This window comes from Affinirhizobium capsici (assembly GCF_977018625.1).
Window position 1 is genome coordinate 545,099 of sequence record NZ_CDRNXD010000004.1, and the last position, 16,211, is coordinate 561,309.

A 16,211-nucleotide genomic window follows, 5' to 3' on the forward strand; every position below is an offset into this window, starting at 1 on the left:
TGCGGGTATTTCCCGTGTTCCGCCGCATCCGGCTTTGCTCCCCCGTCCTTCACCTTAAGCTCGAAGCGTTCGTCGCTGCAATCGATTCACTGGATCGATTGCTCGGGTGCATTCTGCACCCGACCGCTCATGGCTTTGCCCCAGCCCTTCGCTTTTGCTCAGGGCGTTCGATGTTGGAAAAGATTCACTGGATCTATTCCTGGAGCGCATGAATGCGCTCCACCACATCTCACCCCCTTACATACTGGGAAAAATAGGTTAGAAGGCAGGCTTTCGGAAAAAGAGGCCGCATGAAAGGCCGGAGTTTGGCATGGCACAGGATAACGACAGCTTTATTCGCGAGGTGAACGAGGAACTGCGTTCGGAACAGATCTCAAGGGTCTGGCGCAACTACCGTGGCTTCATCATCGGCGGCGCTGTGTTGATCGTGCTCGGAACGGCCGGTTATCGTGGCTATGAATATTGGCACAATCACAACGCCTCGCAATATGGCGACCAGTTTCTGGCCGCGCTGAACCTTGCCAAGGAAAACAAGACAGACGAGGCCATGGCCGCGCTTCAGAAGCTTGAACAGGATGGCAGTGGTGCCTATCCGGTTCTTGCCCGCATGCGAGCGGCAACGCTGTTGACGCAGAAGGGTGACGCTGCCGGTGCCATCAAGGCATTTCGCGATGTGGCGGCAGATAATTCCGTACCCGCAATCTTGCGTGATATTGCCAAGATCCGCGCTGCTTATCTGCTGGTAGACAACGGTTCCTATGCCGATGTTTCTGCGGAGGTGGAAGCCATGGCAACCGGAAACAATGCTCTTCGTAATTCTGCCCGCGAAGCTTTGGGTTTGTCTGCAATGAAGGCTGGCGATACAACGAAGGCGCGCGAATGGTTTGAAGAAATCGTCAACGATGCGCAAACGCCGCGCAATGTTGCAAACCGCGCCCAGATCATGCTGGATACTTTGGCCTCTTCTGCGCCACAGGCTGCCAAGTCCTGATATCTGAGAGGTCCTGAAGGAGCCTGCCGCTATGAGCTTTACTGTCGCCATCGTCGGGCGTCCCAATGTTGGAAAATCCACGCTGTTCAACCGTTTGGTTGGCAAGAAGTTGGCGCTTGTCGATGACACGCCAGGCGTGACGCGTGATCGCCGTCCAGGCGATGCCAAACTTGTCGACCTGCGGTTTCGCATCATCGATACGGCGGGTCTAGAAGAGGCGGGTGCCGATACGCTTGAAGGCCGCATGCGCGCGCAAACTGAGGCTGCGATCGATGAGGCGGACCTGTCTCTCTTCGTGGTTGACGCGAAGATGGGGCTGACGCCGCTTGATAAGACGCTGGGCGAGATGCTGCGCCGTCGCGGCAAGCCGGTGGTTCTTGTTGCCAACAAATCCGAAGCGCGTGGTTCTGACAGCGGGTTCTATGATGCCTATACGCTTGGGCTGGGTGAACCCGTGCCCATTTCTGCCGAGCATGGGCAGGGCATGATCGATCTTCGTGATGCCATCGTGGAAACGCTCGGTCCTGAAAAGGCCTTTGGCGACGACGAGGATGAAGAAGCGGTTACCGATATCGACCTTGCGCCGACCTTCAATGAAGGCGGGGACGAAGACGAAGACCTTGAGCCGGTTTACGATGAGACGAAGCCACTGCGCGTCGCCATCGTTGGCCGTCCGAATGCTGGCAAGTCTACACTGATCAACCGCTTTCTGGGTGAAGATCGTCTGCTGACCGGCCCAGAAGCAGGCATCACCCGCGATTCTATTTCCGTGGAATGGGATTGGCGCGACCGCACGATCAAGATGTTCGATACGGCTGGTATGCGCCGCAAGGCCCGCGTGCAGGAAAAGCTGGAAAAGCTTTCTGTCGCCGATGCGCTGCGTGCCATCCGCTTTGCCGAAACCGTGGTGATCGTGTTTGACGCGACCATTCCGTTCGAAAAACAGGATTTGCAGATTGTCGATTTGGTGCTGCGGGAAGGCCGTGCTGCGGTTCTCGCCTTCAACAAATGGGATCTGGTCGAATACCCGCAGGAAGTTCTGGCCGATCTTCGCGAGAAGACCGAGCGGCTTTTGCCGCAGGCCCGCGGTATCCGTGCTGTTCCGATTTCCGGTCAGACAGGCTACGGCCTCGACAAGTTGATGCAGAACATCATTGAGACTGACAAGGTATGGAACAAGCGCATCTCCACCGCCAAGCTCAACAGATGGCTGGAGAGCCAGCAGATCCAGCATCCGCCACCGGCTGTTTCTGGTCGTCGTATTCGCCTGAAATATATGACGCAGGTGAAAGCTCGTCCGCCCGCCTTCATGATTTCCTGCACGCGCTCTGATGCGCTGCCTGAATCATACGTACGCTATCTGATCAATGGCTTGCGTGCCGATTTCCAGATGCCCGGTGTGCCCATTCGCATTCACTTCAAGGCAGCGGAAAATCCATACGAGAACCGGCGCAAGAAGCGCTAATTCTGACTTTCCGTTCTATTCAGGCTGGCGAGTTTCTCGCCGGCCTTTTCATCCATTTAGCCAGCCGTTGCGGGCTGGCGTGGAGTGCATCCCCTTGCGCTCATTCGCGCGAGGATTACGCCGAGAGCCGAAAGGCAAACCGGATAAAGCACAGATGTTCCCTGTAGCAGCATTAACGTGATAACGATGGCGACCGTCAGACCTGCGGCCAACCGGTCGAACAGGCGGTTCGAGAGCTTGAGCAGTGCAAGCCCGCTCAGGCCGTAAAGCAGCAGGAAGTTTTGCCCTGCAAGCTCGAGCATGTGTGAGATTTCCACAAGACCAAGGTAATCAGAGGCAAGCACAACAAGAAGCGCCAGAGTGACGAGCAGGACTGAGGTAAGTGGCGTGCCGGTGGCCGTTGTTTCCAGCCTTACAGGCAACAAGCCCTCACGGCTAAGCGCATAGACCATGCGTGAAACAGCCCAGATTGCACCCATAAGGTTGGCGTAGATAATCAATCCAGCGAGCAAACCCATCATGATGCGGCCTTTTTCTCCCACTGCCAAAGTGAGGATAGAGGAAAAGGCAGCCTTGAAGGAACCTGAAATCGGCACACTCTGCGCAACGAATGCCATGCAGAAGTAGATCAGACAGGCAGCGATGAAAGAGAGGAACATGGCGCGCGGGAAGTCACGTTCCGGGTTGCGAAACTCTTCAGAAAGACCAGCTGCCAGTTCCCAGCCGGTAAAGGCAAAAAAGATCATCATGAAAGGCGCAAAGACCACATCCAAGTGGATGTCAGCCAGCGGCGTGATCTGTGGCGTACTGCCCGTCCAATCTACCACCGATAGGCCGATAACGACCAATGCCAAAAGGCTGACAAGAACAATGGAGGCAATGGCGGTGGAAACACGCGCTGCAATTTCCGTAGACAGCAAGTGCGATCCCGCGGCAGCAATGATGAGCGCGAAGGCATAGGCTGAAGGCTTGCCACCGAAGGCTTCCGCCAGATAGTGACCACCGGTCAAGGCGATTGCGGGCAGGCCGAACACCACCGCACCCAGGAAAATCATCGAGGCGATGGCATAGGCGCTTCGCCCGAACGCTTGTTGCGCAAAATGGGAAATGCCGCCGGCGTTGGGAAAGCGCACTCCCATGAGAACGAAGACCAGCAGCAGTGGCGCCGCCACAATGGCGCAAAGCGCCCATGCCCAAAGAGCCTGATGTCCCGCAACTTCCACAACCATGCCCGGTAAAGCCAAAAGGCCTGCACCGATGACGATATTGAGCATCAATCCAGCGCCGCGCAATGTGGTGAGCGATTTCGATAGAGCCATGAAGCGCGTCCGGTGTGCTGGCAAGTCAGGATAAGCGACCGAAATGTTAGCGAATTCTGGCCATGGCTCTCGCTGCTGGCATCAGGATTGGCCTCAATATCCTCGGCGCTTCGCCAGCCTTGGCTGTTGAAACTGGCGGGACCATACGTCAAACATAAGCGGAAGAAAATCGCGTCAGCACTACCTGAGCGCGAAAATGAGGCTGCTTCAGTATTACTCGCACCAGGATCAAATTCTCTGAAGACGGTTACTCACACGCTTGGAGAAGGCAGTGAAGGTGGTCTTTTACTGCGGGCTGTCATTACATTGTCCAAAAATTGTTTTGTTGCAGACGTCCAGGAATATTGCTCTGCAAGCCGCCTTGCATTCTCCCGTGAGCAGGCAAGGGCGCTCAGGCATGCCTGTTGAAGATCGGTGTTCAGTGCTCCAGCACCACTGCCTTCCTCGATGATATCAATAGGGCCGGTTACCGGATAGGCGGCAACCGGCACGCCGCACGCCAGTGCTTCAAGAATTGTATTTCCAAAAGTATCCGTGATCGAGGGAAACACGAAGACGTCTGCCTGGGCATAGGCATGGGCCAGTTCTTCCCCCGTTCTCATGCCGAGGAAATGCACATCTGGAAACTGCCGCTGCAAATTGGCGCGTTCTGGTCCATCGCCCACAACAACTTTGGTTCCGGGTAGATCAAGACCTAGAAAGGCAGGCAGGTTTTTCTCCACCGCAAGGCGGCTGACAGTCATGAAGATGGGGCGCTTGAGGCCAAAGGGCTCAGCTTCCAACGGTTGCGGGCGGAACTGAGATTGATCTATGCCCCGGCTCCAGCGCAGCAGATTGCGCAGGCCGAGCTTCGACAATTCCCGTTCCAGGCTGGCGGTCGCGACCATGCAGCCATTGCCCGCATTGTGGAACCAGCGCACGAAGGCTCGCAGCCATCGGATGGGAATGGGGAAGCGCGCTGCCACATATTCAGGAAAGCGCGTGTGATAGCTCGTGGAAAAGGAAACCTTGTTTTTCAGGCACCAGCGGCGAGCAAGCAGCCCCAGCGGCCCTTCGGTCGCAATATGCACGGAAGACGGGCCAAACTTTTCGATTGCGCGCGCTACAGCGGTATAGCTCGCCACCGAGAGACGTATTTCCGGGTAAGTAGGGCAGGGCACGCTCGCAAAATCCTGCGGCGTGATCATGGAAACTTCCACGCCCAGGCGTTCCAGCTCTCGGTTGGTGTTTTCAATGGAGCGCACGACGCCGTTGATTTGCGGGTACCAGGCATCTGTAACGATGGTGATCTTGGTCATGACGCGAACCTTCCGATCCTGGGCTGGACGAAGTGGAGACTCACCCCGCCATGCGGTCTGGTGAGCCTTCTATCCGCGTCATTTGTTACAGCGTCATGTCAGTTCGCGGCCTCAGCGCGGCAGCAGTTCATGCTCGATCAAAGCGCCATGATGAGCAATCACCACGGAGGCAACCGCTGCCCCGTGGGCCGCTGCTTCTGCTGGCGAAGCGCCAGTCAAAAGCCTTGCGATGAATCCACCATTGAAACTGTCACCCGCGCTTGTCGTATCCACCAGCTTTTCCGGCGGGACAGATGGTACGAAAATGGTTTGAGTGCCTTCCGCCACGGTTGCTCCCTGTGCGCCATTCTTCACCACGACCTGCTCCACGCCCGCCGCGAGATAGCGTTCAATGGTTTCAGCCACATTGGCATCGGAAAAATGCGTCTGCTCATCGTCGAAGCTTGGAAGAACAATGGTGGCTGCGCGTGCACCTTCCGTAATGGTCTGCAGCATGCGCAGTTTATCAGCCCACAGGCGCGGGCGAATATTAGGGTCGAAGATCACCGGCTTGCCGGAGGCGCGCGCACGCCGCAATTCGGCAAGCAGTGTATCGGCAGCGTGAGGGGTCAAGATTGCAAGTGTAATGCCGGAAAAATAGAGAACATCCGCGGCCTCGATCGCGGCACGAAGATGATCGGCATCATCGGCAAGCTCGCGTGCCGCAGAGTTATCCCGCCAATAGCTGAAGGTGCGTTCCCCGTCTTTTAGAGAAATGAGGTAAAGCCCCGGCGTCTTGCCTGCCACACGACGAATTGACTGGGTTCCGATGTTGGCTTTCTCCAGAAAGCCAAGCATTTCCTCGGAAAGCGGATCGTCTCCAAGGGCGGTGAAGTAATCCACCTGCCAATCCTGCGGCAGGCAGGCGCGAAGATACCAGGCCGTGTTCAGCGTATCGCCGGCGAAGCCCTTGCGCAGAAGGCCTTGGCCTGCCTGTGCCAGTTCCACCATGCATTCGCCGATTGAAAGAACCCGCTTTGCCATATCCCGTCTCCGCCCTTCTTGATGAACTCAGATATCCCGCCCACGCGGAGTTAGGCCGGAAGACCATCGAATGGCAAGTCATCAGCAGTTGCTTTCATGCCAATCGAGTGATGGAAACAAAGAAGTGGCGCTTTGCCTTTGTCTTTTCATGCTGAGTGTCTAGTTTCAGATTCGGACTGAAACGATTGAAGGAGAAGAGCACGCATGACGACGCTTACTGCAGCAAAAGGCGATCCCAACTGGTGGCGCGGCGCGGTCATTTATCAGGTCTATCCCCGTTCATTTCAGGATACGACTGGCGATGGCATCGGCGATATCAAGGGTATTACCCAAAGGCTGCCCTATATAGCGTCGCTCGGCGTGGATGCGATCTGGCTTTCGCCCTTCTTCACATCGCCCATGGCAGACATGGGCTACGATGTTTCGGATTACTGCAATGTCGATCCCATGTTCGGTACGCTCTCTGATTTCGATGAAATGATGGTGGAGTGCGAACGGCTTGGTCTGAAGGTCATCATTGATCAGGTGATTTCCCATACCTCCGATCAGCATCCATGGTTTATCGAGAGCCGGGCAAGCCGCACCAACCCGCGCTCTGACTGGTATGTCTGGGCAGATCCCAAGCCGGATGGCACGGCACCCAATAATTGGCTTTCCATTTTCGGCGGCCCTGGCTGGGAATGGGATGGCGTGCGCAAGCAATATTACCAGCACAACTTCCTGACCTCGCAGCCGGATTTGAATTTCCACAATCCGCAGGTTCAGGAAGCCATGCTTGGCACCGTGAAGTTCTGGCTAGAGCGTGGCGTCCACGGTTTCCGTCTGGATACGGTCAACTACTATTTCCACGACAAGGAACTGCGCAACAACCCGCCCATGGTCTATGACGCGGATTCGACGGGGCTTGAGACAGATACCAACCCCTATTCGATGCAAAACCATCTCTACGACAAGAGCCAGCCAGAGAATATCGAGTTCCTGAAGAAGCTGCGCTCCTTGCTGGATCAGTATGATTGCCGAACGACGGTGGGCGAGGTGGGGGATGGCGATCGTTCGCTGACGACGCTTTCCATCTATACCAGCGGCAATGACAAGCTGCACATGTGCTATACCTTCGACCTCCTGAGCCCGAAGTTTACAGCCGATCATATCCGCAAGGTGGTGTCCAAGTGCCAGGAGATCGTGACGAATGGGTGGGTCTGCTGGGCTTTTTCCAACCACGATGTGCAGCGCCATGTGAGCCGCTTTATTGAAACGCCGGACGAAAGGGAGCGTGTTGCGAAACTGGCGATCAGCGTTCTTGCCAGTTTGCGCGGTTCCATTTGTCTCTATCAGGGCGAGGAACTTGGCCTGCCGGAAGCGGAGCTTGCTTTCGAGGACTTGCGTGATCCCTATGGCATCCGCTTCTGGCCAGCCTTCAAGGGACGTGACGGATGCAGAACACCAATGGTTTGGGATTCAAAGGCGGCCCATGGCGGGTTTTCGCAAGGGTCCAAGACTTGGCTGCCCGTTCCGACGGAGCATGTGACGCTGGCCGTGGATGCACAAGAGGCGGACCAGGCTTCGGTGCTTAATCATTACCGCAAGACGCTTGAGTTCCGTCGCAGTCATGCGGTGCTTTTTGATGGCGATCTGACTTTCCTCGATACACAGGCAGATATTCTGGCCTTTGTGCGGGAAAAGGGCGATGAGCGGCTTCTTTTCGTTTTCAACCTGACCCGCGAAGCGCAGGATTTCCTTCCACCTGCATCATTCGGCCAAATCACGCCGGTTTCCATGCCGGGCTTTGACGCCGATGTTCAGGACAAGGTGGTGCATTTGAAGGCCCTGGATGCTTTCTGCGCGAAGATCTGACCCTCAATCTCCCCGCTCGTTCGGGCGGGGAGATTTTACGCGTTACGCTGAAGCAGGTGCGTAGCGGGTCGGTTCTGCCTTCAGGCGCGAGATATCCTGAATGGGTGGCGCGCCGAACAGGCGGCGATACTCGCGGCTGAACTGTGATGGGCTGTCATAGCCCACGCGATGAGCAGCGCTGGCGGCATCCAAAGCTTCGGACATGATAAGCCGACGGGCCTCCTGAAGCCGAAGCTGCTTTTGGTATTGCAGCGGGCTCATGGCTGTCACTTCGCGGAAATGTTCGTGCAGGGACGAAGAGCTCATCCGGGCTTCTTGTGCCACACGGTCCACGCTGAAGGGCTTGTCGTAATTTTGGCGAATCCAGGCAATGGCTCGGTTCACCTGTTGCAGCCTGCTTTCCGGCATCAACATGCGTTGGAGCTTCTGCGCCTGATCGCCGCGCATCAAGCGGTATAGCAGTTCCTTTTCCGCCAAAGGCGCGAGGAAAGGTATGTCTTCCGGCGTATCGAGCAGCCGGACAAGGCGCACGGCTGCCTCCAGCAGATGCGGATCAGTGCGGCTCAGGCACAGCGCCTTGCCGCAGGTCTTTGCAATGCCGAAGCCCGCCGCTGGCGGCGGCATTTCAATCAACATCGAGCCCAGCGCACTCAAATCGAGATCAAGCTTCAAGCTAAGATAGGGTTCATCAGCGCTTGCCTGAATGACCTGGCCTGTAATGGGCAGATCGGCAGATGCGATCAGGTGACGGGCAGGACCGTATTCGAACATTTCGTCGGCCAGAAGCACTTGCTTTACGCCCTGAGCGATCAGGCAAAGCGAGGGCTGTTGAACGCCTTGCATCGGCTCCGTGCGTTTGGACATGCGCACAAGGCTAAGGCGTGGAATTCGGGTTGCAGAAATCCCGTCTTCTTCGGTGTGTCGTGCAATGATGTCTGTGAGTTCCTGAAGTCTATCCATTTCAATCCCTACAGAATGCCCTGTTTTGCAGCGGTTTTGGTACCGCGTTGATCATTCATATAGAATGTCTTTAAAAGCGCGGCTAGCACAAAAACCGAAAGCTCGGATTTTTGTGCAATGTCTTCGGGCGATCTTTCTACCGCTCTAGCGCCGTTGGCTGGCATATAGACCCTGCAACAACAAGCCAGCTGAATACTTCATGGAAAGGAGACGGAAATGCGCCATTTCCAGCATTATGTGAACCGCATCATCAGGCAGATCCAGTCAAGGATCGAGACCATTGCGATCCGCTACCGCAAAACCGTCGAACGTCGGCAAGATGAAGATCTGCGTCGCCGGTTCATGAACGGCTGACTATTTTCCAGGAGCAAACATTATGTCCAATCCCTTTGTCGGTCTCTGGATGACCGAGGATGGTCACATTCGCCATCAGTTGCTCGCCAATGGCCGATATGTGGAAGCACGCGGCACTCGGGAGCGCGCCTATGAAGGGCGCTATTGGCTGGAAGGCAACCGAATCACCTATCGCGATGACACTGGATTTGCGGCGGATGGCGAGTTCCGCAACGATACGCTTTACCACGCAGGGATGGTGCTGCATCGCGACTGACAACGCCTAGACTGTAAAGCCCGCGCAAAACTGTGGTCATTGCGCGGGCTGACACATTTTTGCCATGGAACGTCCGCACCTCTGCGTCCAGTTTTAGCGGGACGGAGTGAAGAACGGATGGCAGAAACGCCCAGCGTGTCGCTTGGACGCGCAGACGAGTGCCTGGAAGCTTCAAACAGCTCCCTCCGTTCCTTCCCAACACTATCTGCATCACGCTGGCGCGCTTCTATCGCTTTCCTTGCTTTGGCTTGCCTTGCTTCGCCAAGCATGGCCGACGATCAGAACCCGGCTGCAGCCACTATTCCTTCTTCTACAAAGACGAGTACTCTGACGCGGATGCGTCGTTTGAGCATTCGTACGCCCAAGAAGGCGCGGGTCTGGATGCCGCAACTGGCTTCAGCGCCAAAGCTTGATCTTCTGGAGCGCATGGGCGATGGGTCACTTGCCCAATCTTCCTATTTCGACATTTCGCTCGATCTTGGCGCTGAAGAGAAGCACTCCCCGACCACAAGCGTGGCTTATCAGGCAAGCGCTGGCGCCAATCATGAAGATCCTTTTGATCTGATCGTAAAGGACGTTATGCGGGCAAAGCGCTCCGCTTCCGGGACGTCTTTGGCCTATGCTGAGCCATCGTCGCAAACCTCCGGCATTTCCAATCTCGCAGACAATGTGAGCATAGCGACGCCGCAGCCGGTGGCATCGCGCATCCGTCGCCTTGTCAGCCTTCCCGTTCATGAGGAAGCATTGGGTGACATTGAAGGCACGGTGGATGTGCCTCGGGAAGACCTGGCCAATCTCGCAGCCGGTCTAGGCTCGGGAAGCGTCAAGAACGGCGAGGAGCTGGACATTCTGCTCGGGCCGCACCCCCAGGACCCGGACAAAACGCAGATCGTTTTTGCCCGTCATTTGGGCAAAAACCATCGGGAGCGTATTCTGGCGCGGCGCGATGACGGTCGTTTTCAGGAAATTAGCGACAGAGCGCCTTACGACCGCATGGTCAGGGAGGCTCTGGTTGCTGAACAACAGGAGATACAGGCTGAAGGCGGCGATCCGCATCCGCGTGAAGCCAATGCCCTGAAAAGTGCTGCCAAGGACTATCCAAAACTTCTGGAGCATCTCGCAAAAAGCAAGGTGCCATCACAGATCATGCTGCAGGTGGTGGAGCTTCTGCGTGCCAACGGAATTCATTGGAGTGACAAGGATGCTCTGCCGCAGATCAATCTCGTGTTGCGCAAGAGCGAGAGTGGCGAACAGCAACTGGTCTGCGTGACCTTGAAGAACGGCCGCAAGGATCGCCGTTTCTATCGCTACGTCTCAAGCAGTGGCAAAGCGGAATTCTTTGATGAAGCCGGTCGCTCGGTTTCAAAGACGCTGATGCATAAGCCAGTGGCAGCCGGACAGTTGGGTGACGGGTTCGGCTGGCGCGTGCACCCCATTCTCAGAACCCGCAAGTTCCACAATGGCGTGGATTACCGTGCGCCGATGGGTTCTCCCATCCTGGCCGCAGGTGATGGCGTTGTCGTCAAAATTTCTTCTGAGATCGGCTACGGCAAGTACGTGCGCATCCAGCACGAGGGCGGCTACACGACCACCTATGCGCATATTGAAGGAACTTCGAAAGACCTCAAAGTTGGCGACCGTGTGGCCCAGGGGCAGTTGATCGCCTATGTGGGCTCCACTGGCTATTCGACAGGTCCGCATCTCTATTATGAGCTGAAGGTTGGCGATAGCTATGAAGACCCAACCAAGGCGCAAATGCCTGCGGGCACGACCCTGAAAGGCCGTGCCCTTGAGGAGTTTCACCAGCAGGTCAGCCGCGTTGAAACCATTGCCGAGCGGATGAAGGATACGGCCTCCTCGGTGGCGCACCGCGCCAGCGATCTTCTCATTCCCGGCAGCGGTACAAAGGGTGAGTGACGCGTGGGCGATCACTCAATGAGTTGAAAGCGGTCGACATCCACCATTCCCTTATCGGAAATCTTCAAATGTGGAATGACGGGCAGGGGAAGGAACGCAACCTGTAAGAAAGGTTCCGTCAATGTCGTGCCCAGTGCGTAGGCTGCCTTGCGCAGATCGTACAGAATGTCACGTACCCGCTCATAAGGTTCCAAGCTCATCAGGCCAGCAATGGGCAGCGCGATTTCGCCCATGACTTTTCCGTCCTCCACCACGACGAAACCGCCGCGGATTTCGGAAAGCCGGTTGGCGGCAAATGCCATGTCTTCCTCGGATACGCCGACCACGCAGATATTGTGGCTATCATGGCCGACAGTGGAGGCAATGGCGCCCTTCTTCAGGCCAAAGCCCTGCACGAACCCGTTAGCGTGGTTGCCATTCTTGCCGTGCCGCTCAATCACGGCCACGCGGATGATATCATTGGCGAGATCGACCGTGCTGTTATTGCCTGAGGAGGGCAGGCGATAGCGGCGATGCTCCGTAATGATCTTGCCCGGTAGAACGCCAATCACCGGCTGCTCTTCCTGGCGTGCAGGTGTGGCGAAATCGGCAGCCTTGACGGTTCTTGCCTTAACGCTATCCAGGCCTACGGGCTCCACCGTTTTGCGGGTGGCAAACAAGGCATCGGTGACGCGACGGCCGGCCGAGAACACCATCTGCGCCTTGCAGTTTTCCAGGCTGTCAATCACGACCATATCCGCCCGCCAGCCCGGAGCAATCAGGCCGCGATCCCGCAGGCCAAAGGCACGGGCTGCTGAAATGGAGGCGGCGCGATAGACCGCAAGCGGTTCCACGCCATGGGCAATGGCTGTGCGAATGATGAAATCCAGATGGCCTTCCTCGGCAATATCCAGCGGGTTTCGATCATCCGTGCAAAGGGCGAGGTAGGGCGACAGGCGCTCGGTGATGATCGGCATCAAGGCGTGCAGATCCTTGGAAACTGAGCCTTCCCGCACCAGAATATGCATGCCTTTGCGAATTTTCTCCATCGCCTCTTCGGCAGTGGTGCATTCGTGCTCCGTGCGGATGCCAGCGGAGAGGTAGCCGTTCAGCCCATGACCGGAGAGAAGCGGTGCATGGCCATCGATATGCTGGCCTTCGAAAGCTTCCAGCTTTGCCATGCAGATCGGGTCTTTGTGAATGACCCCCGGAAAGTTCATGAATTCCGCAAGCCCAATCACCTTAGGATGGTTGCGGAACGGCAGCAGGCGTTCAATGGGCAGGTCAGCACCCGCGGTTTCCAGATGCGTTGCAGGCACGCACGAGGAAAGCTGCACGCGGACATCCATGATGGTTTCCAGCGCCGAATCCAGAAAGAACTGGATGCCCTCTGTGCCGATGACATTGGCGATTTCGTGTGGATCACAAATGACGGTGGTCACGCCATAGGGCAGTACGCAGCGGTCGAACTCGTGCGGCGTAACCAGCGAGCTTTCGATATGGAGATGGGTATCAATGAAGCCGGGAACGACAATCTGCCCGGTAATGTCAATCTCTTCGGCACCTTGATAGGCCTCGCATGTGCCAACAATCCGGTCGCCGCAGAGCGCAATATCGGAGGCAATGAGCTCGCCGGTAACAAGATCGAAGAAGTATCCGCCCTTGAGGACTATATCGGCAGGCTTTCGCCCGCACCCTTGATCGATAGCGTTTCCAAGGCGGCTGGTCATGAAAGCTCCTGATAATGTACAGAGCTTACATCAATAGACGCAATTGCCCATGCGGATCAATGCGTAGGGAAACGGGCGGCAGTCCTGCCGCCCGCATGGAGATTATTACTGAGCGGCGACGCTCTTTCCGTCCTGCCACTTGAACATTTCAAATGTCTGCGAAGTCAGGTCGCCATTTGCACCATAGGTCAGGTCGCCGATGGCGGTGGTGATTTTATCGCCGGTCTTCAGAGCCTTGGCAACGGCAGCTCCGTCATCCTTGGATTTTGCCTTTTCGATGCCAGCCTTGATCACTTCAACGGCTGCATAGGCGTTGAGCGTAAAGGCTTCAGCCGGAACATTGCGTGCAGCGAGTGCAGCAGCGGCAGCCTTTGCATTCGGGCTCTTCGTGGCGTCAGCGGCATTGGTGTACAGCGTGCCTTCAACAGCCTTGGTGCCGATGGTCCACAGTTCGGTGTTGGACAGGCCGTCACCGCCGATGATCTGTGGCTTCACGCCGAGATCAGACAATTGGCGAGCCAGAAGGCCTGCTTCCGGGTGGTAGCCTCCGAAATAGATCACATCGACTTTCTCAGCCTTCAGGCGGGTTGTGAGCGCGCTGAAGTCCTTGTCGCCAGCCGTGATGGCTTCGTTGACCACTTCCTTCACGCCGCCCTTGTTGAGCGAAGCCTTGAAGGCATCAGCAAGGCCCTTACCGTAAGCACCCTTGTCGTTGATGATGGCGACGCGCTTGTCCTTGAGGTTCTTCAGCACGTAATCGGCAGCCACTTCAGCCTGCTGGTCATCACGACCGCAGGTGCGCAAAATCGTTGCAAGCTCGCGTGCGGTCAAAGCTGGCATGGTGGCGGTTGGTGTCACCATAACGATACCGTTTTCGGCCAGTACGTCGGAAACAGGCATGGCAACGCCGGAGGTGACTGGACCCACGACGAAATGGACGCCTTCACCCACCATCTGGTTTGCAGCGGATACGCCCTGCTTCGGTTCGCCGGCATCGTCGGCCACCTTCAGCGAAACCTTCTCGCCCATGATGCCGCCAGCTTTGTTGATTTCTGCAATCGCTGTTTCCGCGCCGTTTTTCACCTGCGCGCCATAGGCAGCGAGGGGGCCGGTGACAGGAGCAATAAGGCCGATGACGACATCGGCGTGGGCAACAGGTGCCAGCAGGACGCAGGCCACGGTGGTTGCGCTCAGAAGGCTTTTGAATTTCATCTTGTTCTCTCCTTGGGCAGGGTGCTTGCCCCCTCTTATTGTTGCCGCTCTCTTCCGTCCCATTTCCAGGTTCAACGTGGGTCTACCTGTGCCAAGATGAGTTGGAAGCGCGGTCCTGCGACCTTAGCCATATTTGACTTTCAGGGCGCATCTCTCTCTAGAAAGTTGAAGCTTGCGAGGCAAGAAAATATCGCGTTTAGAGCGAAATTTGTGCAATTGCTGCAATGCAATGCAAGTTTCGACATTATTCGTAAGTTGAAGCAATGCTGATGATCAAAATTTGAGCGTTGCGCGATCAGTTCGGTGGTGCTGAAAATTCAAGGCTGAAGCCATCCCGACTGCACCGTTTCACCTCTCGTGGTCCGGAATTATTGCGGTCGTTCAAACGCTGCTCTTCTATGGATAGCCGGGTCACTGTGCTGCAATCAAAGCCGCTCCCCGGCAGATCCGGTTTTTCAAGTTGTGGTGGCGCAAGCTTGGTAACTTCCCCACTTTTACCTGCGGTACCCCAGTCTATGACGGGCGGTGGCGGGCTCTGCGCCATACCGGCAGGAGCTGTCGTCAGAACCGAAGTCAGAACGAGTGCTGTTTGCACGAATCTGAAATGGAATGAATTCATGGGCGGATCAAAGATCAGCTGTGGCTATCGGTCAAGTGTTTCGCCAGCATCATTTACGAAGCTGCGGTAAAACGACTTGACCTCAATGGCGATCAGGCGCATCTCACGCCTCGTGATGAGTTTTTCATCTCAATCAAGGAACCCTGAAATGGACCCCGACAGTCGACAATCGACTTCCCAAATCCTGCCTGCCGGATAGCCTTGCCGCTCCCGCAGGCAAAGCCTGTGAAGGAGCTAGCCCATGCTGCGTATTTACGAGCGTGATACTGACCGCCTTGTGCTTCGCGACCATCCAAGCGATGCAGCCCATCAATCGGTTGATCGCGGTGTCTGGTATGACCTGCTGAAGCCCACCGCTGCCGAGGCTTCCCACGTGGAAGCCAACCTGGCCGTTTCATTGCCGACCCGCGATGAGATGGAGGAAATCGAGCTCTCCGCCCGGCTCTACCAGGAAGATGGTGCGGAATTCATGACCATGACGGGCTTGACCAATCTCGACGGCGATGAGCCGATGAAGACGCCAATAACCTTCATCCTGAAAGGCAATGAATTGGTGACGCTTCGCTACGCTGAGGCAAAGCCATTTTTGATGTTTGCCGGGCGCGCCATGCGCAGCAATGGCCAGAATTATGCCTCAGGTGAGGAGATCATGCTCGGTGTCATCGAGGCGGTCATCGACCGGTTGGCTGATGTGCTGGAGCGCATGGGCAACGAGATCGACGGGATTTCCCGCGAGGTGTTTCGTGGCAAAAAGGTCAAGGCCAATGAAAAGGAGCGCGACCTGCAGGCGCTGATCGACCAATTAGGACAAAAGGGCGATTTTCTGAGCAGCGTTCGTGAGAGCCTTGTTAGTATTTCTCGCCTGGTTGCCTATCATGCGGCACTCGAAACGCCCAGCCGGAAGCCTACCAAGGAAATGCGGCAGTTGATTAAGCTTCTCCAAAGAGACGCTTCATCACTCGGCGATCACGCCACGTTTCTGTCGGGTAAAATCAATTTTCTACTAGACGCCACACTGGGGCTCATCAACCTTGAGCAGAACCAGATTATTAAGATCTTTACCGTGGCATCGGTTGTGTTCTTGCCGCCGACACTGGTCGCATCCGTCTATGGCATGAACTTTGACGGCATGCCGGAACTTCGCTGGCAGCTCGGTTATCCTTGGGCAGTGGTGTTGATGATACTTTCAGCCGCTTTGCCGTTTCTTTATTTCAAGCGTCGTGGCTGGCTTTAA

The 16,211-nt window shown here is 56.2% G+C and carries 12 protein-coding genes and 1 pseudogene; 7 read left to right on the forward strand and 6 right to left on the reverse strand.

Translation table 11 applies throughout. The annotated features are described in order from the left end of the window. Window positions 1-310 precede the first annotated feature (310 nt). Both AC0JZ1_RS06020 and der read left to right on the forward strand, forming a co-directional pair. Complete coding sequence (locus tag AC0JZ1_RS06020) at window positions 311-991, forward strand: tetratricopeptide repeat protein (RefSeq protein WP_471881510.1); 681 nt, start codon at window positions 311-313, stop codon at window positions 989-991. A 31-nt stretch (window positions 992-1,022) separates the two neighbouring features. Then, window positions 1,023-2,456, forward strand: coding sequence for a ribosome biogenesis GTPase Der (der, locus tag AC0JZ1_RS06025; RefSeq protein WP_471881511.1), 1,434 nt, complete (start codon window positions 1,023-1,025; stop codon window positions 2,454-2,456). A gap of 56 nt (window positions 2,457-2,512) precedes the next feature. Here the strand turns inward: der and AC0JZ1_RS06030 are convergent, their stop codons facing one another. The 3 genes from AC0JZ1_RS06030 to AC0JZ1_RS06040 all read right to left on the reverse strand — a co-directional run bounded on the left by AC0JZ1_RS06030 (window position 2,513) and on the right by AC0JZ1_RS06040 (window position 6,096). Beyond that, a complete protein-coding gene (locus tag AC0JZ1_RS06030) occupies window positions 2,513-3,775 on the reverse strand; it encodes an APC family permease (protein WP_471881512.1) in 1,263 nt (420 codons plus the stop codon). Window positions 3,776-4,026: 251 nt separating this feature from the next. Further along, a complete protein-coding gene (locus AC0JZ1_RS06035; protein ID WP_471881513.1) occupies window positions 4,027-5,073 on the reverse strand; it encodes a glycosyltransferase family 4 protein in 1,047 nt (348 codons plus the stop codon). A gap of 111 nt (window positions 5,074-5,184) precedes the next feature. After that, complete coding sequence (locus tag AC0JZ1_RS06040) at window positions 5,185-6,096, reverse strand: sugar kinase (protein WP_471881514.1); 912 nt, start codon at window positions 6,094-6,096, stop codon at window positions 5,185-5,187. Between the two features lie 204 nt (window positions 6,097-6,300). Between AC0JZ1_RS06040 and bglA the strand changes: the two genes are divergently transcribed. Further along, window positions 6,301-7,950 (forward strand): beta-galactosidase BglA, encoded by a 1,650-nt coding sequence (gene bglA / locus AC0JZ1_RS06045; protein WP_471881515.1) that lies wholly within the window; start codon window positions 6,301-6,303, stop codon window positions 7,948-7,950. Window positions 7,951-7,992: 42 nt separating this feature from the next. Here the strand turns inward: bglA and AC0JZ1_RS06050 are convergent, their stop codons facing one another. Continuing rightward, the gene (locus AC0JZ1_RS06050; RefSeq protein ID WP_471881516.1) at window positions 7,993-8,910 is read right to left on the reverse strand and encodes an AraC family transcriptional regulator; all 918 of its coding nucleotides are present in this window, start codon (window positions 8,908-8,910) and stop codon (window positions 7,993-7,995) included. A 216-nt stretch (window positions 8,911-9,126) separates the two neighbouring features. On the opposite strand from AC0JZ1_RS06050, the gene AC0JZ1_RS06055 reads away from it, so the two are divergent. The 3 genes and pseudogenes from AC0JZ1_RS06055 (at window position 9,127) to AC0JZ1_RS06065 (ending at window position 11,437) form a co-directional block, all read left to right on the forward strand. Continuing rightward, entirely contained in the window at window positions 9,127-9,264 is a 138-nt protein-coding gene (locus AC0JZ1_RS06055) for a hypothetical protein (protein WP_471881517.1), read from the forward strand. Window positions 9,265-9,289: 25 nt separating this feature from the next. Then, window positions 9,290-9,520 (forward strand): annotated as a pseudogene (locus AC0JZ1_RS06060) (Atu4866 domain-containing protein); the annotation flags it as partial. Window positions 9,521-9,637: 117 nt separating this feature from the next. Further along, window positions 9,638-11,437 carry a M23 family metallopeptidase gene (locus tag AC0JZ1_RS06065; protein ID WP_471881518.1) on the forward strand — a complete coding sequence of 600 codons (1,800 nt, stop codon included), beginning with the start codon at window positions 9,638-9,640 and terminating at the stop codon, window positions 11,435-11,437. Between the two features lie 11 nt (window positions 11,438-11,448). Here AC0JZ1_RS06065 and ade read toward each other — a convergent pair whose 3' ends face one another. Together ade and AC0JZ1_RS06075 are read right to left on the reverse strand one after the other, a co-directional pair. Beyond that, window positions 11,449-13,146: an adenine deaminase gene (gene ade / locus AC0JZ1_RS06070; protein ID WP_471881519.1), complete on the reverse strand. Its 1,698-nt coding sequence runs from the start codon at window positions 13,144-13,146 to the stop codon at window positions 11,449-11,451. A gap of 105 nt (window positions 13,147-13,251) precedes the next feature. Then, window positions 13,252-14,358 carry a branched-chain amino acid ABC transporter substrate-binding protein gene (locus AC0JZ1_RS06075; RefSeq protein WP_471881520.1) on the reverse strand — a complete coding sequence of 369 codons (1,107 nt, stop codon included), beginning with the start codon at window positions 14,356-14,358 and terminating at the stop codon, window positions 13,252-13,254. Between the two features lie 860 nt (window positions 14,359-15,218). Here AC0JZ1_RS06075 and AC0JZ1_RS06080 point away from each other — a divergent pair. Beyond that, window positions 15,219-16,211, forward strand: coding sequence for a magnesium transporter CorA family protein (locus tag AC0JZ1_RS06080; protein ID WP_471881521.1), 993 nt, complete (start codon window positions 15,219-15,221; stop codon window positions 16,209-16,211).